Raw genomic sequence first — 23,396 nt, 5'->3', positions numbered from 1 at the left:
TCAGGTGACGATCTGATACTGGAAGCGGTCGGAACGGCTGGTGGAATGAGCGATCTCCACCGGGTGTCCGTTCGCGTCGCGGGAAAGGGTGAGCACGGTCAGCGCCGGCAGATGACGCGGCATCAGCAGCACGCTGGCCTCTTCGCGGCTGGGCAGGCGCGCGCCGATCAGGCTGAAGGTGCGGGTCAGCGGCAGGTCGCGGGAGGCCAGGAACTGGCGCACCGAGCCGCTCTTGTACTCGGCCACCAGCCCGGCGCGGCTGGCGCAGTAGCGATGACGGATCAAGCTGACCGGCTGGCCGTCGAGACGCCGCAGGGTTTGCAGTTCGATCAGCGGCGCGTGTTCTTCAAGGCCCAGATGCTCGGCCTCTTCGCGGGTAGCGACACACTGGCGGCGCTGCAACAGCACCGCCTCGACGCCATGGCCCAGCGCCGACAGCGACTGGCTGTAGGCACTCTCGGCGGCGACTGGATAGACCAGCGGGCGGGCCAGCACCTGAGTGCCCTTGCCCTGGCGGCGCAACAGGCTGCCTTCGCGCACCAGCTCATCGATGGCGCGGCGCACGGTGTGGCGGTTGACCTCGAAGCGTGCGGCCAGTTGGGTTTCGGCAGGCAGGAATTCGCCGGCGGTGTAGCGGTTCAACTCGTTGCGTAAGGTGTCCGCCAGTTCGCGGTAGACCGGTTCGGATTGTCTAGACAACTGCATGGCTAAAAAAAGGGCTCGCACCCTCTCCTGTCGAATTCGTTAGATGAACTGCTTGCGCAGGCGCTGGGAGAAGATGTCGATGACGCTTACCACCACGATGATCACCATCAGCACCGAGCAGGTCTGGGTGAACTGGAAGGCGCGGATGTTTTCCCAGAGGATCACCCCGATGCCGCCCGCGCCGACCATGCCCACCACCGTCGCCGAGCGCACGTTGGACTCGAAGCGATACAGCGCGTAGGAAATCCACAGCGGCATGACTTGCGGGATGACACCGAAGATCACTTCCTGCAGGGCACTGGCACCGGTGGCGCGCACCCCTTCGACGGGGCCCGGATCGATGGCTTCCACCGCTTCGGCGAACAGCTTGGCGAGTACGCCAGTGGTGCTGATCCACAACGCCAGGACGCCAGCGAACGGGCCCAGGCCCACGGCCACCACGAACAGCATGGCGAAGACCATTTCGTTGATGGAGCGGAAGGCATCCATGACCCGACGCAGCGGCTGGTGAATCCACCACGGCGTGATGTTCTCGGCGCACAGCACGCCCAGCGGCACCGAGCAGACGATGGCCAGCAGCGTGCCCCACAGGGCGATGTGCACGGTGACGATCATTTCCTTGAGGTAGGCGCGCCACTCATGGAAATCCGGCGGGAAGAAGTCGGCGGCGAAGGTGGCCATGTTGCCGGAGTCGCGGTACAGCGCCAGCGGGTTCATCTCGGCGCCCTTCCAGGCCCAGGCCATCATCGCGAGGAAAATCCCCCAGCCCAGGTACTGCGGCCAGGTGCGCTTGCCGACGGCGTCAGCGTATACAGCGTGAGTGCTCATGACAGGGTTCCGGTATCGATTGCGTGAGAAACAGGCGCGGCGCCTTGACGTTGCCTTTCACACCGCGCCGTGTCGGTCAGCCCGCCTTGGCGGTGTTCTGCTGGTCCAGCTCGGTGATGCGCTCCTGCAGCTTGGAGAGGTTCGCGTCGATCTCTTTCAGGCGGCTGGCCTTCTCGTCCGCACTCAGGCTGGTGCTGGCGGTGGTTTCGGTCTTCTGCTTGAACAGCTCCAGTTGGCGGATGGTCAGCAACTGGTCATCGGAAGACTTGAGGAACTTGCCCATCTGCATGTTCTTGAGCACGGCCTTTTCTTCGTCGGTGTCGCCGTAGTTGGCGAAGAACTCACGGATCTTGGTCTTGGTCGCCTCGTCCATGCCCTTGCGCCAGACCATCGGGTCAGCCGGGATGATCGGTGACTTCCAGATCACCTTGAGCTTGGCGGCGCTTTCCGGCTGGGTGACTTCCAGGCGGTCCATGCTTTCGGTGTTGAAGGTGGCGACGTCCAGCTGGCCCTTGGCGACGCTCAAGGCGTTGACTTCATGGCTGGAGTTCAGCGTGCGCTTGAAGGCGGTGGCGGCGTCGACGTTGTTCTTGGCGAACACGTAGAAGCCCGGCACCAGGTAGCCGGACGTGGAATTCGGGTCACCGTTGCCGAAGGTCAGTTCCTTGGCGTGCTTGAACATGTCGTCGATGGAATTGATCGGGCTGTCCTTGCGCGCAATGATCAGGCTCCAGTAACCCGGTGCGCCGTTGGCGGCTGCGGTCTGGGCGAAGATTTCGCCGCCGGAGCGGTCGATGGCTTCCATGGCCGCCTTGTTGCCCAGCCAGGCGACATCGACCTTGTTGAAGCGCATGCCCTGGATCAGGCCGGCGTAGTCGGAGGCGAAGGTGGCGTTGACTTTCAGGCCGGTCTTTTTCGACATGTCGTCGAGGAACGGCTGCCAGACGCTTTTCAGGTTCTGCGAGGACTCGGTGGACATGATGCCGAAGTTGATGGCGCTGTCAGCGGCCTGCGCGGTGCCCATCAGGCAACCGGCGAGCACAGCGGCAGACGCGAACACGCGACCGAAACGGTTCAACATGGAGAGCTCCTGAAACGGATGTGTGGTGTTGGGTGTGTGGTTCGGATAGAGGTCAGGCCAGCGCCAGCTGCGGCGCACGCCCTTGATTGCGCGCCTGATCGGCGAACATCAGGGTGGCGTCGGCATCGGCGCCGTAGAGGTCGTTGAGGAACTGGCCGGAGAGGTCAGCGCCATTGCCATCGAAATGAATGCGCCCGCCTTTCAAGGCCACGGCACGGGGGCAATAACGCACGGCGTAATCCACTTGATGCAGGGTCACCACCACGGTCTTGCCGTCGCGGCGGTTGATGTCGGCTAGGATTTCCATGACCTTGCGCGCTGATTCCGGGTCCAGCGAGGCGATCGGCTCATCGGCGAGAATCACTTCGGCCTGCTGGGTCAATGCACGGGCAATGGCCACGCGTTGCTGCTGGCCGCCCGACAGGGTCGAGGCACGCTGATGGGCGAAATCGGCCAGGCCGACCCGCGCCAGATTGGCCAGCGCGCGTTGTTTTTCTTCGGCATTGAACAGGCCCAGGCTGCCACGCCAGCGGGGCATGCGGCCCAGGCAGCCGAGCAGGACGTTGTCCAGCACGCTCAGGCGGTTGACCAGGTTGAATTGCTGAAAGATATAACCGATGTCGGCGCGCAGACGTCGCACCCGGCCATTGAGGCGGCCTGCAGCCTGCACTTCACGGCCCAGCACCTTGACGCTGCCGCCATTGTTGCGGTCGCAGCAAGCAAGCCCGGCCAGATGACGCAACAGCGTGGATTTGCCCGATCCGGATGCGCCGATCAACGCCACCATCTCCCCGGGTTGTATAGACAAAGCAAGGTCAACCAGAGCGGTTTTGCGAGCGAATGTCTTGTTCAAACGGTCGACATGGATAGCTGCGTTCATGGGGGCATCTCTTGTCTTGAGGTTCCGGCGTCGTGCCTTGGGTGAATGTTCAACCGCACGACCGTCCCGGGTCGTTGGGTGCGAGTGACATTAGTCAGGCTTTGTGGCTTTTCGATGAACCGGACATGAACGGGCTGTAACATAAACTTGGCCATTTGATGGCACATGTTTCGCCGACGTTATCGACATCTTTGCGCAAGACGCCGTTTTAGAGGAGGTGCCGTATAGACAAGTGGGCGGGGTTGTTCAGAGGATCCGCGCGGTGCGGAAATATGAATAAATGAATATTTTCGGGCGAGGGACGAAAGGCACAGGTGATTGGGGTGATCGTTCCCACGCTCCGCGTGGGAATGCGCTACGTGACGCTCCGCGTCACTGGACGCGGAGCGTCCCCGGCGGCGTGCCCACGCAGAGCGTGGGCACGATCAGAGTTGAGAGCTTAAATCCGGAAGGTACCCACCAGATGCTGCAAGCGCGCGGTCTGGTGTTCTAGATGGCTGCAGGCATCGAGGGTGGACTTGAGGTTGTCGACGCCTTCCTGGTTGAGGGTGTTGATCTCGGTGATGTCGACGTTGATCGACTCCACCACCGCCGTCTGCTCCTCGGTCGCCGTGGCCACCGACTGGTTCATGCCGTCGATCTCGCCGATGCGGCGGGTCACGCTGTTCAGGCGCTCGCCGGCCTGGTTGGCGATGGTCACGCTGCTTTCGCTCTGGCGCTGGCTTTCGGTCATGTTGGCCACCGCATCGCGGGCCCCGACCTGCAGCTCTTCGATCATGCCCTGCACTTGCTGGGCCGAATCCTGGGTGCGGTGGGCCAGGTTGCGCACCTCGTCCGCCACCACCGCAAAACCGCGACCGGCTTCACCAGCACGGGCCGCTTCGATGGCCGCGTTGAGCGCCAGCAGGTTGGTCTGCTGGGAGATGCCGCTGATCACTTCCAGAATCTGGCCGATGTTGGCGGTCTTGGCGTTCAGGGTTTCGATGTTGACGCACGACTCACTGATCTTGTCCGACAGCTGGTTCATCGCCTTGATGGTCTGGGTGACCACGCCCTGCCCTTCGCTGGCCAGTTGCGAGGCTTCGCTGGAATGTTGCGAGGCCAGTGCGGCGTTCTGCGCGATCTCCTGGGCGGCGGCGCCCAGCTGGTTGATTGCTGCAGCCACGCTGCTGGTGCGGCTGGACTGCTGGTCGGAGTTGCCCATGGACGAGTTGGAAGCGCCTACCACGCGGGCCGCCACTTCACCCAACTGCCCTGCGGTGGAGGCCACTTCACGGATCGAGCCGTGGATACGCTCGACGAAGCGGTTGAATGACACAGCCAGCGCGCCAAACTCATCCTTGGAGGCCACCGACAGACGCTTGGTCAAATCGCCCTCGCCGTCGGCGATGTCCTGCATGGCACGGCCCATCTGGTGCAGCGGCTGCATCAGCACCCGAATCAGCAGGCCCAGCAACACGATAATGATCGCCACCACGATGACCATCGCAGTGATGGCCGAGGAGCGGAATTCGCTGAGCATCGAGTAGGCCGCGTCGCGGTCGAGCACCAGCGCCACATACCAGTTGGCCGAGGACAGGCCTTCGACCTTGGTAAAGGAAATGAACTGCGCCTTGCCGCCCGATTCGATTTCGTACACGCCCGGGGCGATTTTCGGCGCGCCGTTGGGGTAGGCCTCGCTGACGTTCTTGAGCAGCAGCTTGCTGTCCGGGTGAATCAAGATCTTGCCGTCGGCGCTGACGATGTACGCATAACCATGGCCGCCGAAGTTAAGCGAGTTGATGGTCTTGGTAATGAGATCCAGCGACATGTCGGCACCGGCAACGCCGATCATCTGGCCTTGCTGACGCACGGGCGTAGCCAGGGTGACCACGAGTTTGCCCGAAGACGCTGCGATGTAAGGCTCGGTGACAATGGTGCCCTGCGCGGCATCGGCGGCCTTGTACCAGCCACGGGCGCGCGGATCGTAGTCGGCCGCACGGTTACCGGCCGGCACCGAGAACATCAGGCCGTCCTTGCCACCGAAGTAACTGAGCTGGAAATTGTCGGCATACACCGGCAGACCGACTGCGCGCTGCAGGTTGGCGGTGGCCGGGCCATCGACCGCGATCTGCTGGGCCATGGAATAAAGCAGCTGGGTACGGCTGTCCAGCCAGGTCTGAATGTTTTGCGTGGTCAGACTGCCCAGTTGTTGCAGTTCGGCGTCGACGTTGTTTTTCAAGGTTTCACGCTGGCGGTAATCATTCACCAGAATGAAACAGGTAAAAGCAACAACAACTATCAGTGCAGCGGCCAGCAGGATCTTTCTGCTGAAACCCAGACTTTTGATCATACGATTGTGTCCATAACCAAGAATGACAGCGACGGGATGGCGTGCCGATCAGGCGCGCGCTGCGCTTTTTACGGGGTCGCCCATAGAAAGGGAAGACGCGGCTCGAAATATACTTCGGCGGCGCGAGTGCGGAGTTGAGTGCCGGTCGTCGTTCTTTTTTAGTTGGTCACAGAGTTATTGGACAGTTGTCTAAAAATAATTAAACGGGATCCAATATAAATAGTGTGTTGGACAAAATACCGTAGCAGCACGGCTTGCCGGCGGGGCGATGGATCAATCACCACCGTGTCGCCTGACCTACCCGCCGGCAAGACGTGCTGCTACGAATGTTCAACTCATTGGTTACTTGGCAAACAACTGCCCGATATCCTTGAACGCCTTGAACTCCAGCGCATTGCCGCACGGGTCGAACAGGAACATGGTCGCCTGCTCGCCCACCTGCCCCTTGAAGCGCACATAGGGCTCGATCACGAACTTCACGCCTTGAGTCTGCAAGCGGTCGGCCAACGCTTCCCATTCTTCCCAGCCCAGCACCACCCCGAAATGCGGCACCGGCACGTCATGGCCGTCCACCGCGTTGGTGCCAGCGTGAGCCTGGGAGTCGGTCTTCGGGTGTTCGTGAATCACCAGTTGATGGCCGAAGAAATCGAAATCCACCCAATGATCGCTGGAGCGGCCTTCCGGCAGGTTGAACACATGGGCGTAGAAATGCCGGGCGGCGTCCAGGTCGTAGACGGGAATGGCCAGGTGAAACGGCGAAAGCTTTTGCGTGGTGGCGGTCACGGTGGAGTCCTCTTGATGGGATGCGTCATCTTTACCCATTGAATCTTTGTTGCAAAGATCATAATTTTTTCGGCGAGCCACAATTATTTCGATCAGTGAACCCACATGATTCGCGAACTCAAAACCTTTCTCAGCGTTGAACGGCTGGGCACCTTCGTCGCGGCGGGCAATCAGGTCGGGCTGACCCAGTCGGCGGTCAGCGCGCAGATTCGCGCCTTGGAAAAAGCCCTCGGCACGCCGCTGTTCGACCGCAGCGGGCGCAGCGCCACCCTGAACGCGGCCGGCCAGCGAGCGCTGCCCATGGCCCGGGAAATCGTCGAGCTGTTCGAGCGCATGGCCGCGCCTTCGGCCGACAGCGGCTATTACGGCGAACTGCAGATCGGCGCCATCGCCACCGTGCAGACCGGCCTGCTGCCCGCGGCGCTGGTGGCGCTCAACCAGCAGGCGCCGACGGTCGAAGCCAAGGTGATTCCCGGCGTATCGCAAACCCTGCTCAACAGCGTGGACGCCGGGGAAATCGACCTGGCGATCCTGATTCGCCCGCCCTTCTCGCTGCCCAAGGAGCTGCACCTTGAGGTGATCGAGCGCGAGCCGTTCGTGCTGATCGCCCCTGCTTATATAGAAGGCGATGATCCATTGCGGCTGCTGCGGGAAAACCGCTTCGTGCGCTACGACCGGCATTCGTTCGGCGGGCGCCAGGTGACCCGCTTTCTGCGCGAACAGAAGATCGAGACGTTGCCGGGGCTGGAGCTCGATGAAGTGGATGCCATCGTGCGCATGGTCGAGGCCGGGCTCGGCGTCTCGCTGGTGCCGCGCGCCGGGCTGTGGCTGGAGCGCGCATCGAGCATTCGCATCGTCGAACTGGGCCCCCTGACTTTCTACCGCGAACTGGCGCTGGTGATGCGCCATGCCAATCGGCAACTGCCGTTGCAGCAGTTGTTTCGAAGGTGCCTGGAAACGCTGCCCCCTGTAGGAGCGAATTCATTCGCGAACGATTTATCAGGCGAAATTGATGCATTGCCTGTACCACCGATTCGCGAATAAATTCGCTCCTACAGGTTTATGTACGTCCGCGCGATTGGATGTTGCGTGAGGATCCGCGGTGCACTGCGTCAACGGAAATTAGTCTTGGCCAAATCCAGCACCTGATCGGCCTTGCCGTTCATCACCGCCTTCAACATGAACAGGCTGAAGCCCTTGGCCTGGGCCAGTTTGATCTTCGGCGGCAGGCCCAGCTCCTGTTTCGCGGTGACCACGTCGATCAACACCGGGCCAGGATGTTCGAACGCCTTTTTCAGCGCATTGGGCAGCTCGGAAGAATCCTCGACGCGAATCCCCAGAATCCCCGCGCCAATGGCGATATTGGCGAAATTGGTGCCATGCAGATCGGTGTCGTGGGGCACGTAACCGCTGGCCTGCATTTCCATGGCGACGAAGCCCAGGGAACTGTTGTTGAACACCACCATTTTGATCGGCAGGTTGAGCTGGCGAATGCTCAGCAGATCACCCATCAGCATCGACAGCCCGCCATCACCACACAGCGCCACCACCTGACGCTGAGGGAACGCAGCCTTGGCCCCCAGCGCCTGAGGCATGGCATTGGCCATGGAGCCGTGGTTGAACGAGCCGATCAGCCCGCGCTGGCCGTTCATGGTCAGGTAACGCGCGGCCCACAACGTCGGCGTGCCGACATCCACGGTGAAGATCGCGTCAGGGTCGGCGTAGGCATCGACCATCCGCGTCAGGTACTGCGGGTGAATCGGCTCGCCATGGGGCGAAGGCGTGGCCAGTTCGTCCAGCTCCTCGCGGGACTTGGCGTAGTGTGCCAGCGCCTTGTCGAGGAACTTGCGATCGGTGTGCGCCTTCAGACGCGGCAGCAGCGCGACGATGGTTTCGGCGATGCCGCCGGTCAGGCCTAGCGTCAGCGGCACCCGGCGTCCCAATGCGGCCGGGTCGATGTCGATCTGAATGACCTTGGCCTTCTCGGGGTAAAAATTGCGGTAGGGAAAACTGCTGCCCAGGATCAGCAGCGTGTCGCAGTTGAGCATGGCGTGATAGCCGGAGCTGAAGCCGATCAGCCCGGTCATGCCCACATCGAACGGATTGGCGTACTCGATGTACTGCTTGCCGCGCAGGGCGTGGACCACCGGGGCCGAGAGTTTTTCCGCCAGCGCCACCACCTGATCGTGGGCATCGGCACAGCCAGCGCCGGCGAGGATGGTGATGGATTTTGACTTGTCGAGCATCTCCACCAGTTTGAGCAGATCCGACTCAGCAGGGATCACCCGCGCAGCGGCAGGTTCGACCCAGCCTGGTTTGGCATCCGGGCCGGGGCTGAGCGCAACATCCCCCGGGATCACGATGACCGCTACGCCACGCTGACTGATCGCCGCCCGCATGGCCCGCTCCAGCACCCGCGGGAACTGCTCGGCGCTGCTGACCGCCTCGACGAAATGGCTGCATTCCTTGAACAGCTCGGTGGGGTGGGTTTCCTGAAAGTAATTCAGGCCGATCTCGGTGGATGGAATCTGCGCGGCAATGGCCAGCACAGGTACGCGGCTGCGGTGGCAGTCGTACAGGCCGTTGATCAGATGCAGGTTGCCCGGCCCGCAACTGCCGGCACACACGGCCAGCTTGCCAGTGGTTGCGGCCTCGGCACCGGCGGCGAAGGCAGCGACTTCTTCGTGACGGGTGTGCATCCACTTGATCTTGCCCAGGCGTTCGAGGCTGTCGGTCAGGCCGTTCAGGCTGTCGCCACTCACGCCCCAGATTTTCGAAACGCCAGCGGCGGCGAGGGTCTGGGCGAGGTAATCGGCGAGGGTCGTGCTGGACATGGGAGGGGTTTCCTTGTCGAGTCGAAAGATCGGCGCAAGGCGGGTGGGTGCGTTGCGCTTGGTTTCAAATCGACCCGTCTGATCCTGGACAGTTCAGTGGCGTTTGGCGATCTTCATTTCGCGTCGTGCCTGATGTGGCTTGGTTGTTTGAACTATCGCGGGCTCTTCCTAACGTCAGACGCGTTTCAAGATCAAGAGCGCTCTTCCTAACGTCAGATCTGTTTCGACTTCGTCGAGTTACTTGGAAAAGACCCCCAAGTAACCAAGGGGTCCTGCTCCTGGTTTGGGTCCTCCTTCGTCGGACTTCCCTCCACTCCGGCGATGCTCCGTGGGCCCGGCGCGAAAGGGCCATCCATGGCCCACGCGCCTCTCGCGACATCCTGCCGCTTGGCCCACTACACGAAACCTCCATTCAGCCTGCACCCAAGTCGCGTTTTGCGTCGTCTGCAGGTTTTGCGTACGAAGGTCAAAATCAAAAGCGGGTGTACACAGTCCCGTAGCAGCACGGCTTGCCGGCGGGAGCGATCTTGAGGGCCACCCGCGAGCAAGCTCGGCTGCTACGAAGGGCATCGCCCTCGTGCTCTTGATCTGGCTTTTGATCTTCATGCATCGCCAGCCCAGACGCCACAAAACGCGACTTGGGTGCAGGCCGAACGCAGGTCTCGCGGAGTGGGTCGAGCCGCATGGATGCGGCGAGAGGCGTGTGGGCCATGGATGGCCCTTTCACGCCGGGCCCACGGAGCGGGACCGGAGTGAGGGAACCTCGACGAAGTCGAGGCCAAACCAGGAGCAGGACCCCTTGGTTACTTGGGGGTCTTTTCCAAGTAACTCGACGAAGTCGAAACGCTTCTGCCGTTAGGCAGAATCCGCAATAGAACAAACAATCACGTAGTGTCAGACGGACCGCAGGCTGCCGCTTCGCGCCAGATCGCGAGCAAGCTACGCTCCTACAGGTTTTGCGGCGTACCGGACGCCAGACTTTCAAACCGACGGCTGCACCACCACCTTGGCCGGCGCCGCAATCTGCACCTTGGGATTGACCGGCGCACTCTCAGGCGTCGCATATTGCTGCTTCAAATGCCCATCCTGATCCAAGAGCCAGGCATCGAGAATCTGCCGCACCACCGGCCCCGCCACCCGGCCACCGGCCTCGCCGTTCTCGATCATCACCGCCACCGCGATCTTCGGATTGGCCGCCGGCGCAAAGCCCACGAACAAGGCGTTATCGCGATGCCGCTCCAGCGTCTTGTCGCGGTTGTAGCGCTCGCCCTGCTTGATCGCTACCACCTGCGCCGTACCGCTCTTGCCCGCGATGCGGTATTGCGCGCCTTGCGCGGCGGCCCGGGCGATGCCGCGCGGGTCGTGCATCACCGACTGCATGCCGCTGTTGACCTGATCCCACTCTCGCGGATCGCGCAACACGATATTGGGCATCGGATGCTCGTCCACCGGCGGCTCGCCGCCAATGTCCTTGGCCAGATGCGGGCGATGCCACACGCCCTTGTTGGCGATCAGCGCGGTGGCCTGGGCCAGTTGCAGCGGCGTGACCTGCATGTAGCCCTGGCCGATGCCCAGAATCACCGTTTCGCCCGGGAACCAGGCCTGACGCCGGGTGATGCGCTTCCACTCGCGGGACGGCATGAGCCCTGCGGACTCCTCGAACATGTCCAGCGAGACCTTCTGGCCGATGCCGAACATGGTCAGGTAATCATGCAGCCGGTCGATGCCCAGCTTGTGCGCCAGGTCGTAGAAATAGGTGTCGTTGGAACGCATGATCGCTGCGTTCAGGTCCACCCAGCCATCGCCGCTGTGGTTCCAGTTGCGGTACTTGTGGTCGAAGTCCGGCAATTGGAAATAACCCGGGTCGAACACCCGGGTCTGGGGCGTGATGATGCCGCTGTCGAGACCTGCGATCGCCACTTCCGGCTTGATCGTCGAACCCGGCGCGTACAGGCCGCGCAGCACGCGGTTGAACAGCGGCCGGTCGACCGAGTCGCGCAGCGCCGAGTATTCCTTGAAGCTGATGCCGGTGACGAACAGATTCGGGTCGAAGCTCGGTTTGCTGACCATCGCCAGCACTTCGCCGGTGGCCGGATCGATCGCCACCACCGAGCCACGGCGATCGCCCAGTGCCTCTTCGGCGGCTTCCTGCAGCTTGATGTCCAGGCTCAGGGTAATGCTCTTGCCTGCCACCGGGTCGTGATGGTTGAGCACCCGCAGCACGCGGCCCTGGGCGTTGGTTTCAACTTCTTCGTAACCGACGTGGCCGTGCAGTTCGTTCTCATAGAAGCGCTCGACGCCGGTCTTGCCGATGGACTGGGTGCCGCGGTATTCCACTTGATCCAGCTGGCTGGCTTCTTTCTCGTTGATCCGACCGACATAGCCGATGGAATGGGCGAAATGCTCGGCCAGCGGGTAATGGCGCACGAACTGCGCTTCCACGTCCAGCCCCGGCAGGCGGAACTGGTTCACCGCCAGCAGTGCAATCTGCTCTTCGGTCAGCTCGTACAGCAAGGTCACTGGCACGAAGCGATGGGGCGAGTTCTTCATGGCCTTGTCGAAGATGATGCGGTCTTCGTCCGGCAGGTTGAGGATCTGCATCAGCGTATCGATTACCGCGTGCCAGTCCCCTGCCCGTTCGCGGGTCATGGTCAGGTTAAAGCTGGGTCTATTATCGGCGAGGATCACCCCGTTTCGGTCGTAGATCAGCCCACGTTCCGGGGGAATCGGCAACACATGGACGCGGTTGTTCTCGGAGATGGTGGAGTGATAGGCGTATTCGACGACCTGCAGGATGTACAGACGGCAGACCAGCGCGATGCTCAGGGCAATGACGAACAAGGCACAGGCGATCAGGCGTCGGTTGACCAGTCGCGTCTCTTTTTCGTGGTCTTTTAACGGTATGGGATCAGGCATTTCTACAGCTACTCGGTGACGATATGAACGGTACAGACCGCGCCCCATGAACCCTGCCAGGACGCAAATGGCGTGCACGATACCAAGAAGCGCCCCTGCTCACCGGGCGAACTTCATGAAAATCCTGTCATGTTGACGAAAGGTGCCAAGGCTTTCGGGCCCATGACGCCGCCTCCCACCGCAGCACAACTGTTAAAAATTGAGACAGATTTGTTGCACCAAATCCACAAATCTTGTCGTACGACAGGGATCAGATCCGAGCGAAGATACCGGCTCAGTCAGGCGCCGCAGTTCCATCTGAAGATAGGCATCACAGAAAACCCATCTAAATCGGCGCTCCAAGAAGACCGAAACATCTGATCCGCTGACGCTGACATCCCGTCACAAACAGACAAAAAAGTCAGACTGTTACATTTTTAGCAACAGTCATTTACCGATTTAACAGGATGCAACAGTCGGTAACACATCTATGATTGCGCTTCGCGTGGAAAAGATGGCTACCAGCCTGGCTTCCCCCCGCCTAGCGTGCGCCTTTTGCCCGCAGGTTTGCCAGAGACTCAATGTCACACCCGCCGCTGCAACCTGAGCCCGACACTTCACGCTGTCGGACCCAACCGTGAGAAACACTTACAACGCCACCTGTTCGCGGACCTTGCCCTGGCATGGCCCCTTGGACAGTTGCGTTTGCAGGAGCCCTGAATGACAGAGAAATCCAAAGGCCTCACCCGCCGCCAGTTGCTGAAATCCTCAGCCACGACCCTGGCTGTCGGTGCTGCCGCAACGGCCAAGGCGGCCACCGTGGTCGGTGTCCCGCAGTGGATCCCCTTCGACCACAACGGCCCGATGCACTACGACACGCCCGGCTGGCAATTCTTCACTGCTGCCGAGGCGACAGCGGTCGAGGCCATCGTGGCGCGGCTGATTCCCGCCGACGAGCTGAGCGTCAGCGGCAAGGACGCCGGTTGCGCGGTGTTCATCGACCGCCAACTGGCCGGTGAGTACGGCACCTTCAGCCGTCTGTACATGCAGGGCCCTTTCCAGAAAGGCACGCCGATGCAGGGCGACCAGTCGGAACTGGTGCCGCGCGAACGTTACCGCCTGGGCCTGGCCGGCCTTGAGGCCTACTGCCAGAAAACCTTCCAGAAAAACTTCGAAGCCCTGGCGCCCGAGCAGCAAGACAAAGTGCTGACCGGCCTGGAAAAGGGCGAGATCGCGCTCGATGGCATCGACGCCAAGCTGTTCTTCCAGCAAGTGCTGGGCAACACCATGGAAGGCTTCTTCGCTGACCCGGTGTACGGCGGCAACCGCGACATGGTGTCGTGGAAAATGATCGGTTTCCCCGGTGCGCGCTACGACTATCGCGAGTACGTGGGCCTGCATAACCAGAAGCTGAACCTGATCCCGCTGTCCATTTCTGGAAGCTCCGCCTGGACCAAGAAGGGTTAATTCGACATGGCCAAAAAACTACCTGCCACGGACGTCGTGGTTGTCGGACTCGGCTGGGCCGGATCCATCATCGCCAATGAACTGGCCGACGAAGGCCTGAGCATCATCGGCTTCGAACGTGGCCCATGGCGCGACACCGCTGCCGACTTCAACGTTGCCTCCGCCGCTGACGAACTGCGTTACAACCGCCGCCAGGACCTGATGCTGAGGACGCGGCAAAACACCACGACGATTCGCAACAGCGTCAACGAGACAGCGCTACCCATGCGCAGTTGGGGCTCGTTTCACCCCGGCAACGGCACCGGCGGCGCGGGTAACCACTGGGCGGGCATCACGTTCCGCTTCCAGCCCAATGAATTCCGCCTGCACAGTCACCTGACCGAACGTTACGGCAAAGAGCTGTCGCCAGAACTGACCCTGCAGGACTGGGGCACCGACTGGGAAGAAATGGAGCCGTTCTACACCAAGTTCGACCGCCTGGCGGGCGTCTCGGGCAAGGCCGGCAACATCAAAGGCGTGATTCAGGAAGGCGGCAACACCTTCGAAGGCGCGCGCTCGGAGGAATACCCCAACCCGCCGACGCAGCAGACCTACGCGCCGACGCTGTTCGCAGAAGCTGCAAGAAACCTGGGTTACAAGCCGTTCCCGGTGCCATCGGCGTTGGTCTCCCAGCCTTACGTCAACTCCCTTGGCGTGGCGATGGGGCCGTGCACCTATTGCGGGTTCTGCACCAACTACGGCTGCGCCAACTATTCCAAGGCCAGCGCCATCACCACCGTTCTGCCGGTGCTGATCCGCAAGCCCAACTTCACCGCCATGACCAACTGCGAAGTGCTGCGCGTGACGATGGACAGCAGCGGCAAGAAAGCCACCGGCATCGTCTACATGGACGCCAACGGCCAGGAATGGGAGCAACCGGCGGAACTGGTAGTCGTCAGCGCGTTCATCTTCGAAAACGTACGCCTGATGCTGCTCTCCGGCATCGGCAAGCCGTACGATCCGGTGACCAACACCGGCACCACCGGCCGTAACTACGCCTACCAGACCGCCAACAACGTGCGGATGTACTTCGACGACAAGAACTTCAACCCCTTCATCGGTGGCGGCGCCATCGGCATGGGCATCGACGAGTTCAACAACGACAATTTCGACCACTCGGGACTGGGCTTCGTCGGCGGCGGCAGCACCCGCGTGACGCCGATTGGCGCAGCCCCCATCGACTCGCGTCCGCTGCCGCCTGGCACTCCAACCTGGGGTTCGGAGTGGAAGAAGGCCACAGTCAAGAACTACGCCAGCACCATGTCCATCGGTTGCGAGGCGAGCAGCTATTCGACACGCACCAACTACCTGTCGCTGGACCCGACCTACAAGGATCCGCTGGGTCGTCCGCTTCTGCGCATCACCTTCGACTTCCCGGAAAACGACCGCAAGATGGCGGCCTACGTCACCGGTAAGGTCGGTGAAATCGCAAAGAGCATGAACCCGCGCCAGATGGTCCCAAGCTCGCAACAAGGCCACTGGAACAGCGCGCCGTACCAGTCTTCGCACATCGTCGGCGGCTTCATCATGGGTGCCGATCCGAAGAACAGCTCGGTCAACAAGTACCTGCAAGTCTGGGGCGTGCCGAACCTGTTCGTGGTCGGTTCTTCGGCGTTCCCGCAAAACCCTGGCTACAACCCGACCGGCACCGTGGCGGCGCTGGCCTTCAAAGCGGCGGATGCCATCCGCACCCGCTACCTCAAGCGTCCAGGGGAGATGATCAGCGTATGAAGACTTTTCTGACCCTATGCGCAGGCGTTGTCGGGCTTTCGTTCAACCTGGCTCACGCTGCAACTGGCGCCGACTCCTACAACATCGTGGAAAAAGGCCGCTACCTGACCACCCTGGGTGACTGCACCGCGTGCCACACCATGCCCGGCAAGCCGCTATTTTCCGGTGGCGTGATTCTGGATACGCCGTTCGGCAAGCTGGCCGGCGCCAATATCACCCCGGACCCGGTCAACGGCATCGGCCGCTGGAGTTTCGAAGACTTCCAGAACGCCATGTCCAAGGGCCACGGCCTGGACGGCAAACGCCTGTACGGCGCCATGCCGTTCACCGCGTACACCAAGGTGACCCGTGAGGACAACCAGGCGATCTGGGCGTATCTGCGCACGGTCGACGCCTCGGACAACCACGTCGAAACCAACCAGCTGCCCTTCCCGTTCAACGTGCGTACCAGCCTGATCGGCTGGAACCTGATCAACTTCAAGGAAGGCGAGTTCAAGGCCAATCCGCAGAAGTCCGAGCAGTGGAACCGCGGTGCGTATCTGGTCGAAGGCCTGGGCCACTGTGGCACCTGCCACACGCCGAAAAACCTGATCGGCGGCGACAAGAACGATCATTTCCTCACAGGCGCCAACCTGCAGAACTGGGTGGCACCGAACATCACCTCCACAGGGCACGACGGCATCGGCGCGTGGAGCGAGGCGGACATCGTCAAGTACCTGAAGACCGGCGCCAACCGCTTCGACATCGCGTCAGGCCCGATGGCCGAGGAAGTCGAGCACTCGTCGCAGCACTGGACCGATCAGGACCTGATGGCCGTTGCGGTCTACCTGAAGGACGGCGCCAAGCCGGTGGAAGCTGCCAAACCTGTGGCCGCCACTGACCCGGCGATGGTCGCGGGCAAGGCGATCTACGCCGACCGCTGCTCGGCGTGCCACACGCCCAACGGTGAAGGCGCGGCCAACCTGTTCCCGAAACTGGCCATGGCCCCGCTGATCAACAGCAACGATCCCTCGTCGCTGATTCGCGTGGTACTGGCAGGCAGTCGCGCAGGTGCCACCGATGCCGCGCCAACGGCTCCGGCGATGCCGGCGTTCGGCTGGAACCTGTCGGATGAAAACGTCGCTGACGTACTGACCTACGTGCGCAACACCTGGGGCAACGCCGCGCCGGCGGTGTCCAGCGCGAGCGTGAAGGATGTGCGTGAGGCATTGCTGCCCAAGTAACGCTTGCATCTTTGTTGTCATCCCCCCGTAGCAGCACGGCTTGCCGGCGGGTTGCGGTGTGTCAGTCGACAGATATGTTGCTGACCCACCGCGCCCGCCGGCAAGCCGTGCTGCTACAGGGACCGTATAACGGTTGGACGATACGTTTAACTTGTACGATGTCCTATCACAAGGTATTACTAGCGCGCCCGTAAAAAAACAATTCAACGGAGAACGCTACATGGACTCGACGCTTTCTGACGTGCCTGGCGGCAACACTCGCCGCAGTTTCCTGAAAAACTCCCTCGCCGTTTCGGCCGCTCTGGCCGCCAGCGGCACACTCACCCTCCCTCGCCTGGCCAGTGCCGCTGACCCCTTGAGCCAGCGCTACCCGGATCCGCTCATTCATATCCTGGACGACAGCTTTCTCGACTTGCGCATTTTCAACGCCAGCGTCGAACGGCTCGCCACGGGATTGCGCTGGGCCGAAGGACCGGTGTGGGTCGGCGATGGCCGCTACCTGCTGGTCAGCGACATTCCCAACAATCGCATCATGCGCTGGGATGAAATCACCGACACCTTCAGCGTCTACCGCGAGCACTCCAATTTCTCCAACGGCATGTGCCGCGATCGTCAGGGCCGGCTGATCGTCTGCGAAGGCTCGACCACCACCAACGAAGGCCGGCGTATCACCCGCACCGAACCCAACGGGCGGATCACCGTGCTGGCGGACAATTTCGAAGGCAAGCCTTTCAACTCGCCCAACGACATCGTCTGCAAGAGCGACGGTTCGATCTGGTTCAGCGACCCGCCGTTCCAGACCGGCAACAACTACGAAGGCCACAAGATCACACCCGCCCTGCCCCATGCGGTCTATCGCATCGACGGCCAGAGCGGCAAGGTCACCCGGGTGATCGACGACCTCAACGGGCCCAACGGCCTGTGCTTCTCGCCGGATGAAAAGATCCTCTATGTGGTCGAAGGCCGGGCCAAACCGAACCGGCTGATCTGGGCCATCGAGGTCAAGGAAGACGGCACCCTCGGCACCCGGCGCAAGCACATCGAAGGCCTGGACTACGCGGCCATCGACGGCATGAAATGCGACGAGGCCGGCAACCTGTGGTGCGGATGGGGTGGCAATGGCGACCCGAAAGCCGACCTGGAAAAGCTCGACGGCGTGCGCGTGTTCAACCCGCAAGGCAAGGCCATCGGGCATATCTCGCTGCCGGAGCGCTGCCCGAACCTGTGCTTCGGCGGGCGTGAAGGCAACCGCCTGTTCATGGCGGGCAGCCATTCGATCTACTCGCTGTTCGTCAATACACGCGGCGCGGACTTCTGATCACACGCCTCCATCCGCTCCCGCCGGCAAGCCGTGCTGCTACGTTTCCTCGATCGCCTGCGCCCGCTCTTCGCGAGCGGCCATGATTCGCGGCAGATTTCGCTCGATCCAGGTGGTCAGGCCATCGACCTGCAACGCCACTTCCCTGCCCATCGGCGTGAGCGTGTACTCCACGTGAGGCGGCACCACCGGTAGCGCCTTGCGGTCGACGAAGCCGTCCTGTTCGAGGCTTTGCAGGGTCTGCGAGAGCATTTTCTCGCTGACCCCGCCGATCTTGCGGCGCAGCTCGCTGAAGCGGTGCATACCGTCGAGCAGCACCACCAGCACCAGCACGCCCCAGCGGCTGCACACGTGATTGAGAATTTCCCGGGACGGGCAGTCCCGGGCTAGCACTTCACCCATGCGGATGCGCTCGAGCAATGAAACGTTTTCGCTGGAGGGACTGGAAATATCGATCATGACACTTACCTTTTTGTGCGTACTTACGAAAGGTTAGCATGATGTTTATGCTGGCTGCACATTCAACGTCACCCAAGGAAACCATCATGATCGTCATCACCGGTGCTTCTGGCCAACTGGGCCGCCTGGTCATCGAACAACTGCTGCAGAAGGTTCCCGCCGCGCAGATCGTCGCCGCCGTGCGCAGCCCGGAAAAGGCCAGCGACCTCGCCGCCAAGGGCGTGCAGGTACGCAAGGCCGATTACGCGCAATCCGGCACGCTGGAAAGCGCGTTCGCCGGGGCCGAAAAAGTCCTGCTGATTTCGTCCAGTGAAGTGGGCCAGCGCGTCGCCCAACACCAGACCGTGATCGCTGCCGCGAAAAAGGCCGGGGTCAAGCTGCTGGGCTACACCAGCGTGCTGCGGGCCGACAGCTCGCTGCTGGGACTGGCCGAAGAACATCGCCAGACCGAGCGCGCGCTGGCCGAATCCGGCGTACCCCATGTGGTGCTGCGCAACGGCTGGTATCACGAGAACTACACCGCCGCGATCCCGGGCGACCTGGCCCACGGCGCGCACTTTGGTTGTGCCGCTGACGGCCGGATCAGCTCGGCGTCCCGCGCCGATTACGCGGCGGCCGCCGTGGCGGTGCTGACGGCCTCTGACGACCAGGCGGGCAAGGTCTATGAGCTGGCGGGCGATACGTCCTACACCCTGAGCGAGTTCGCTGCCGAAGTGACGCGCCAGTCGGGTAAGTCCGTGGTCTACACCGACCTGCAACAGGCCGATTTCAAAGCAGCATTGCTCGGTGCCGGGCTGCCTGAGTTCGTGGCAGAGTTGCTGGCTGATTCCGACGCGGCGGCGGCCAAGGGGGCGTTGTTCGAGGATGGCAAGCAGTTGAGCCGCTTGATTGGCCGGGCGACGACGCCATTGTCGGCAAGCGTCACCGAAGCCCTGAAGGGTTGACTCAGTCCCGTAGCAGCACGGCTTGCCGGCGGGTGCGGTGTGTCAGTCGACAGATACGTTGCAGCCCCACCGCACCCGCCGGCAAGCCGTGCTGCTACAGATGGGGTGTCGCATGAAAATCCGGCGATGACGGACAAGAAAGGTTGCACGCTAACGATCTCCAACCGTAACCTTTGCCGTTTGTTTCAAAGCCACTTTCAGCGAGCCAAGGCCCGGATCCGATGTCCTCCGTTTTAAATGTGCTGTTGCCGATTTTCGCCCTGATCCTGGTCGGCTACCTGTGTCGCAGAACCCATCGCCTCGGCGCTACTGCCGCGTCCGAAATCAACCGCATGGTGGTCTGGCTGTGCTTGCCGGCGCTGCTGTTCAACGCCACGGCCACCGCCACCTGGGAGCAGATCTGGCACCCTGGGTTCGTGCTGGTGTTCACCCTCTCGACCATGGCGATGTTCGTCGTCACCCTGCTGCTGCGGCGCAAAAAAGCCGGGCACTTCGCCGACGCCAGCATCGATGCCCTGAGCGCCTCCTACGCCAACACCGGCTACATCGGCATCCCGCTGTGCGTGATGGTGCTCGGTGAAAGCGGCCTGGAACCGGCGCTGATCGCCTCGCTGCTGGTGGTGTGTGTGCTGTTCGGCATCGCGCTGGTCTGCATCGAGGTCGGCCTGCAGAGCGAGGCCTATGTGCATCGCATTGTGTTCAAGGTGTTGCTGGCGCTGGCCAAGAACCCATTGGTGGTGTCGCCGATTCTTGGCGCCTGCTGGGCGGCCACCGGTGCGGCGCTGCCCGGCCCGCTGACCAAATTCCTCAGTCTGCTGGGCGCTGCGACCACGCCGTGCGCGCTGATTTCCCTGGGCCTGTTCCTGGCCCAGAAACAACAAGGCCCGCGCCATGGCACGAGCCTTCTGGTGTTGATCAAGCTGATCGCTCATCCGCTGCTGACCTGGTTCCTGGCCTTTCGCGTGTTCCACCTGCCGCCGCTGTGGGCCAACTCGGCCCTGCTGCTCAGCGCCCTGCCCACCGGCACCGGGCCATTTATGCTGGCCGAATACTACAAGCGCGAGGCGTCGGTGGTGTCGAGCACCATTCTGATTTCGACACTGGGATCGCTGGTGACCTTGTCGCTGTGTATCTACTACATCAACGGCTAAAGCCGTCGCATACATGACCGAGCCGTTGCCCCTTGCGACCCATGTGTAAGCTGGGGTAACGGCGCGACACTCAAACTTCCACCCCGTATCCCTGCGCAACGCCTGCAACGCCTGCGCTTGAGGCTTTTCCCGCTGAATCGCCTCCTGAACGTCGACACAAATTGGCACGGCTGCGCAGTCGTGCCTTCTCCAGTCAGCCGCTAGTGTTCGGACCAGTCTTGGGGCATGCCTTCATGCCCCAGGACTCCATCCGATTATCAAGACTGGAGTACCTCTGATGAACAACCTGAAATTCACCGCTGTCGCTGTCGCTTTAGCCGCCCTGGCCACAGGCGCTCACGCTGCCGAAGGCGACAAGGGCCAGGCCATGGAAAAATGCTACGGCGTCTCGATGGCAGGCAAGAACGATTGCAAGGCAGGTGCTGGCACCACCTGCGCCGGTAGCGCCAAGACAGACTACCAGGGAGATGCGTGGAAGCACGTTCCCGCCGGCACCTGCACCTCCATCCAGACCCCGAAAGGCAACGGCTCGCTGAGCCCCAAATAACAGCAGCCTCTCGCTGACCACCATCATCCACACCGCGTAAAGGCTGACATCGATCATGTACATATCCTCTGGGCTGGACGCCGGTCTTGGCCTGAAAGCCGACCATTACCAGGCAGCACTGGAATGCAACGATCCGGGTCTATGGTTCGAAGTCCATCCGGAGAACTACATGGTCGATGGCGGCCCGCGCGTGGCGTGGCTTGAAGCGATCGGTGAACGCCATCCCCTTTCCCTGCACGGCGTGTCGTTGTCTTTGGCAGCCGACTGTGAACCGGACCTCAACCATCTGCGTCAGCTCAAGTCACTGATCGAGCGGGTTGAACCCGCACTGGTTTCCGAACACCTGGCCTGGTCCTCCTGGAGGGGACATCACCACCCTGACCTGTTGCCCTTCCCCCGAACACTCGAATCGCTGCGGCGAATCACCGACAACATTCAGCGCGCCCAAGACGTTCTGCAGCGCACGATCGCCATCGAAAACCCGAGCCACTACCTGCACCTCGAGGGGCACACCTTGAGCGAAATCGACTTTCTGAAAGAACTGGTCCAGCGCACTGGCTGCAGCCTGCTGCTGGACATCAACAACGTGTTTCTCAGCGCCCGCAATACGGGCTTCTCCGCCTGCGACTACATCGACGCCTTTCCCGGTCAGGCAATCAGCGAAATTCATCTGGCCGGGCATACCACCGACCCAGGCGGCACAGGGCTGTTGATCGACTCCCACGACACCCCGGTCGCCGAGCCCGTCTGGGACCTCTACCAGCGCCTGATCGAACGTGTCGGCCCGCGCCCTACTTTGATTGAGCGCGACGAACAGATTCCCCCGTTCCCCGATTTGCTTCTGGAGCGCCGACGCGCTCAGACACTCCTTTTGCAGGCCGCACAATGAGCCAGGCGCTGGGCGAGTTTCAGGATGTCTTCATCCAGGCGCTGTACGCTCACGATTCCGAGGGTCTGACGGCATTGACTTCGCAGCCCGGCTTCAAGGTTTACCGAAATACGGTGCATAAAGGCGTGGTGGATGCCCTGCTGGCGAACTTCCCGACGGTGGAGCGCCTGGTGGGCAATGAGTGGTTCATGGCGGCCGCTGCACGCCATGCTCGGCAAAGCCCTCCCGTCGATGGTCGGCTCATTTACCACGGTGAAAATTTCCCTGACTTTCTCGATCACTTCGAACATGCGAGGCAGTTGCCTTATCTGGGCAACATCGCGCGGCTGGACCTGCTCTGGACCCAATGCCATACCGCGGCTGATCAATCAGGGCTGGACGTGCGCGCGTTGGGCCGTCTGCCTGCTGATCGCCTGAACTCACTGCAACTCCAGCCCCGCGCGGCCTCTCGCTGGGCATGGTTTGCCGAACAACCGGTGTTCACGATCTGGCAGCACAACCGCGAACGTCGCGATCTGCCCGAGGCCCTTCAGTGGCAAGACGAAGGCGCGCTGCTCGTGCGCAGCGCGGGCGTAGTCGCTTGGCATCGCATCGACGCTGGCGAGTGCACCTTCCTGAACGCCTGTGCAGCCGGCGCAACATTCGAGCAGGCAGCATGCCAGGCCATTGAAGCCCAGCCATCGCTGGACATCATCACTTCACTCATACGACTGGTCAGCGCGGATGTCTTCGCGGCGACCGACCTTTCATGATTCCCTGGAGAATGCCATGCCCTCTTCTGATCACCCGACTTCACCGCACTTTTGCCCTCGCGCCAGCTGGCAACGCCTCACTGAGCACCTCAATCGATGGGTGAGTGACTCACTGCTCTCATTCATCGCTCGGATCGCCATCGCCGGGGTGTTTTTGATGTCAGGCCGGACCAAGGTCGACGGCTGGCTGAGCGTGTCCGACAGTACGATCTCGCTGTTTCGCACCGAATACGACCTGCCCCTGATTTCCCCGGTTATCGCAGCCCATCTGGCAACCTACGCCGAGCATCTGTTTCCGCTGCTGCTGGTGGCGGGCCTGTTCTCCCGGGTGTCGGCACTGGCGTTGCTGGTTATGACCGCAGTGATTCAAGTATTCGTCTACCCGGATGCCTGGGCCATCCACCTCACCTGGGCCGGGCTGCTGCTGATCATCATCGCCAAGGGAGCGGGCAAGCTGTCTCTGGATAATCGGCTTGGTATCAGGTGAGCTCATCACCTTGTTTCACATCCCGGAACACACCTTCGCGAACCGCTGCAG

Annotated in this window: 20 protein-coding genes and 1 pseudogene; 11 read left to right on the top strand and 10 right to left on the bottom strand. The window is 61.8% G+C overall.

The annotated features are described in order from the left end of the window. The 7 genes and pseudogenes from phnF to AC1MEK_RS14475 all read right to left on the bottom strand — a co-directional run bounded on the left by phnF (position 1) and on the right by AC1MEK_RS14475 (position 6,609). Positions 1 to 705 (bottom strand): phosphonate metabolism transcriptional regulator PhnF, encoded by a 705-nt coding sequence (gene phnF / locus AC1MEK_RS14505; RefSeq protein WP_480396968.1) that lies wholly within the window; start codon positions 703 to 705, stop codon positions 1 to 3. 39 nt (positions 706 to 744) lie between these two features. Beyond that, positions 745 to 1,533, bottom strand: coding sequence for a phosphonate ABC transporter, permease protein PhnE (gene phnE, locus AC1MEK_RS14500; protein ID WP_480396967.1), 789 nt, complete (start codon positions 1,531 to 1,533; stop codon positions 745 to 747). Between the two features lie 76 nt (positions 1,534 to 1,609). After that, on the bottom strand, positions 1,610 to 2,614 hold the full coding sequence (gene phnD, locus AC1MEK_RS14495; protein ID WP_480396966.1) for a phosphonate ABC transporter substrate-binding protein: 1,005 nt from the start codon (positions 2,612 to 2,614) through the stop codon (positions 1,610 to 1,612). Positions 2,615 to 2,666: 52 nt separating this feature from the next. Beyond that, complete coding sequence (phnC, locus tag AC1MEK_RS14490; protein ID WP_480396965.1) at positions 2,667 to 3,494, bottom strand: phosphonate ABC transporter ATP-binding protein; 828 nt, start codon at positions 3,492 to 3,494, stop codon at positions 2,667 to 2,669. Positions 3,495 to 3,933: 439 nt separating this feature from the next. Then, positions 3,934 to 4,698, bottom strand: coding sequence for a methyl-accepting chemotaxis protein (locus tag AC1MEK_RS14485; protein ID WP_400607691.1), 765 nt, complete (start codon positions 4,696 to 4,698; stop codon positions 3,934 to 3,936). Between the two features lie 93 nt (positions 4,699 to 4,791). Continuing rightward, positions 4,792 to 5,826, bottom strand: a pseudogene (locus AC1MEK_RS14480) (HAMP domain-containing protein); the annotation flags it as partial. Between the two features lie 342 nt (positions 5,827 to 6,168). Beyond that, positions 6,169 to 6,609: a VOC family protein gene (locus tag AC1MEK_RS14475; protein WP_480396964.1), complete on the bottom strand. Its 441-nt coding sequence runs from the start codon at positions 6,607 to 6,609 to the stop codon at positions 6,169 to 6,171. 105 nt (positions 6,610 to 6,714) lie between these two features. Here AC1MEK_RS14475 and AC1MEK_RS14470 point away from each other — a divergent pair, with 105 nt between their 5' ends. Next, the gene (locus AC1MEK_RS14470) at positions 6,715 to 7,653 is read left to right on the top strand and encodes a LysR family transcriptional regulator (protein WP_480396963.1); all 939 of its coding nucleotides are present in this window, start codon (positions 6,715 to 6,717) and stop codon (positions 7,651 to 7,653) included. Positions 7,654 to 7,721: 68 nt separating this feature from the next. Here AC1MEK_RS14470 and poxB read toward each other — a convergent pair whose 3' ends face one another. Together poxB and mrdA are read right to left on the bottom strand one after the other, a co-directional pair. Next, the gene (gene poxB / locus AC1MEK_RS14465; protein ID WP_480396962.1) at positions 7,722 to 9,443 is read right to left on the bottom strand and encodes a ubiquinone-dependent pyruvate dehydrogenase; all 1,722 of its coding nucleotides are present in this window, start codon (positions 9,441 to 9,443) and stop codon (positions 7,722 to 7,724) included. Positions 9,444 to 10,424: 981 nt separating this feature from the next. Further along, a complete protein-coding gene (gene mrdA, locus AC1MEK_RS14460; RefSeq protein ID WP_480396961.1) occupies positions 10,425 to 12,359 on the bottom strand; it encodes a penicillin-binding protein 2 in 1,935 nt (644 codons plus the stop codon). Between the two features lie 699 nt (positions 12,360 to 13,058). Between mrdA and AC1MEK_RS14455 the strand changes: the two genes are divergently transcribed. The 4 genes from AC1MEK_RS14455 (at position 13,059) to AC1MEK_RS14440 (ending at position 18,116) form a co-directional block, all read left to right on the top strand. Next, entirely contained in the window at positions 13,059 to 13,805 is a 747-nt protein-coding gene (locus AC1MEK_RS14455; RefSeq protein WP_480396960.1) for a gluconate 2-dehydrogenase subunit 3 family protein, read from the top strand. Between the two features lie 6 nt (positions 13,806 to 13,811). Then, positions 13,812 to 15,575, top strand: coding sequence for a GMC family oxidoreductase (locus AC1MEK_RS14450; RefSeq protein ID WP_480396959.1), 1,764 nt, complete (start codon positions 13,812 to 13,814; stop codon positions 15,573 to 15,575). Beyond that, positions 15,572 to 16,798 carry a c-type cytochrome gene (locus AC1MEK_RS14445; protein ID WP_480396958.1) on the top strand — a complete coding sequence of 409 codons (1,227 nt, stop codon included), beginning with the start codon at positions 15,572 to 15,574 and terminating at the stop codon, positions 16,796 to 16,798. The genes AC1MEK_RS14450 and AC1MEK_RS14445 overlap by 4 nt, the downstream gene beginning before the upstream one ends. 220 nt (positions 16,799 to 17,018) lie before the next feature. Continuing rightward, positions 17,019 to 18,116, top strand: coding sequence for an SMP-30/gluconolactonase/LRE family protein (locus AC1MEK_RS14440; protein ID WP_480396957.1), 1,098 nt, complete (start codon positions 17,019 to 17,021; stop codon positions 18,114 to 18,116). A 39-nt stretch (positions 18,117 to 18,155) separates the two neighbouring features. On the opposite strand, the gene AC1MEK_RS14435 is transcribed toward AC1MEK_RS14440, so the two are convergent. Beyond that, on the bottom strand, positions 18,156 to 18,575 hold the full coding sequence (locus tag AC1MEK_RS14435) for a winged helix-turn-helix transcriptional regulator (protein WP_480396956.1): 420 nt from the start codon (positions 18,573 to 18,575) through the stop codon (positions 18,156 to 18,158). Between the two features lie 86 nt (positions 18,576 to 18,661). On the opposite strand from AC1MEK_RS14435, the gene AC1MEK_RS14430 reads away from it, so the two are divergent. The 6 genes from AC1MEK_RS14430 to AC1MEK_RS14405 all read left to right on the top strand — a co-directional run bounded on the left by AC1MEK_RS14430 (position 18,662) and on the right by AC1MEK_RS14405 (position 23,345). Continuing rightward, positions 18,662 to 19,519 (top strand): SDR family oxidoreductase, encoded by an 858-nt coding sequence (locus AC1MEK_RS14430; RefSeq protein WP_480396955.1) that lies wholly within the window; start codon positions 18,662 to 18,664, stop codon positions 19,517 to 19,519. A gap of 221 nt (positions 19,520 to 19,740) precedes the next feature. Next, complete coding sequence (locus AC1MEK_RS14425; RefSeq protein ID WP_480396954.1) at positions 19,741 to 20,670, top strand: AEC family transporter; 930 nt, start codon at positions 19,741 to 19,743, stop codon at positions 20,668 to 20,670. Positions 20,671 to 20,947: 277 nt separating this feature from the next. Next, positions 20,948 to 21,217: a BufA1 family periplasmic bufferin-type metallophore gene (locus tag AC1MEK_RS14420; RefSeq protein WP_480396953.1), complete on the top strand. Its 270-nt coding sequence runs from the start codon at positions 20,948 to 20,950 to the stop codon at positions 21,215 to 21,217. 55 nt (positions 21,218 to 21,272) lie between these two features. Beyond that, a complete protein-coding gene (gene bufB, locus AC1MEK_RS14415; protein ID WP_480396952.1) occupies positions 21,273 to 22,106 on the top strand; it encodes an MNIO family bufferin maturase in 834 nt (277 codons plus the stop codon). Beyond that, on the top strand, positions 22,103 to 22,858 hold the full coding sequence (locus tag AC1MEK_RS14410; RefSeq protein ID WP_480396951.1) for an HvfC/BufC family peptide modification chaperone: 756 nt from the start codon (positions 22,103 to 22,105) through the stop codon (positions 22,856 to 22,858). The genes bufB and AC1MEK_RS14410 overlap by 4 nt, the downstream gene beginning before the upstream one ends. 16 nt (positions 22,859 to 22,874) lie before the next feature. Next, positions 22,875 to 23,345, top strand: coding sequence for a DoxX family protein (locus AC1MEK_RS14405; RefSeq protein WP_480396950.1), 471 nt, complete (start codon positions 22,875 to 22,877; stop codon positions 23,343 to 23,345). Positions 23,346 to 23,396: the final 51 nt, after the last annotated feature.

It is taken from the genome of Pseudomonas sp. 2 (assembly GCF_056627435.1).
The sequence above is the reverse complement of the archived record's forward strand: the minus strand, read 5'-3'. Positions and strand labels throughout refer to the sequence as shown.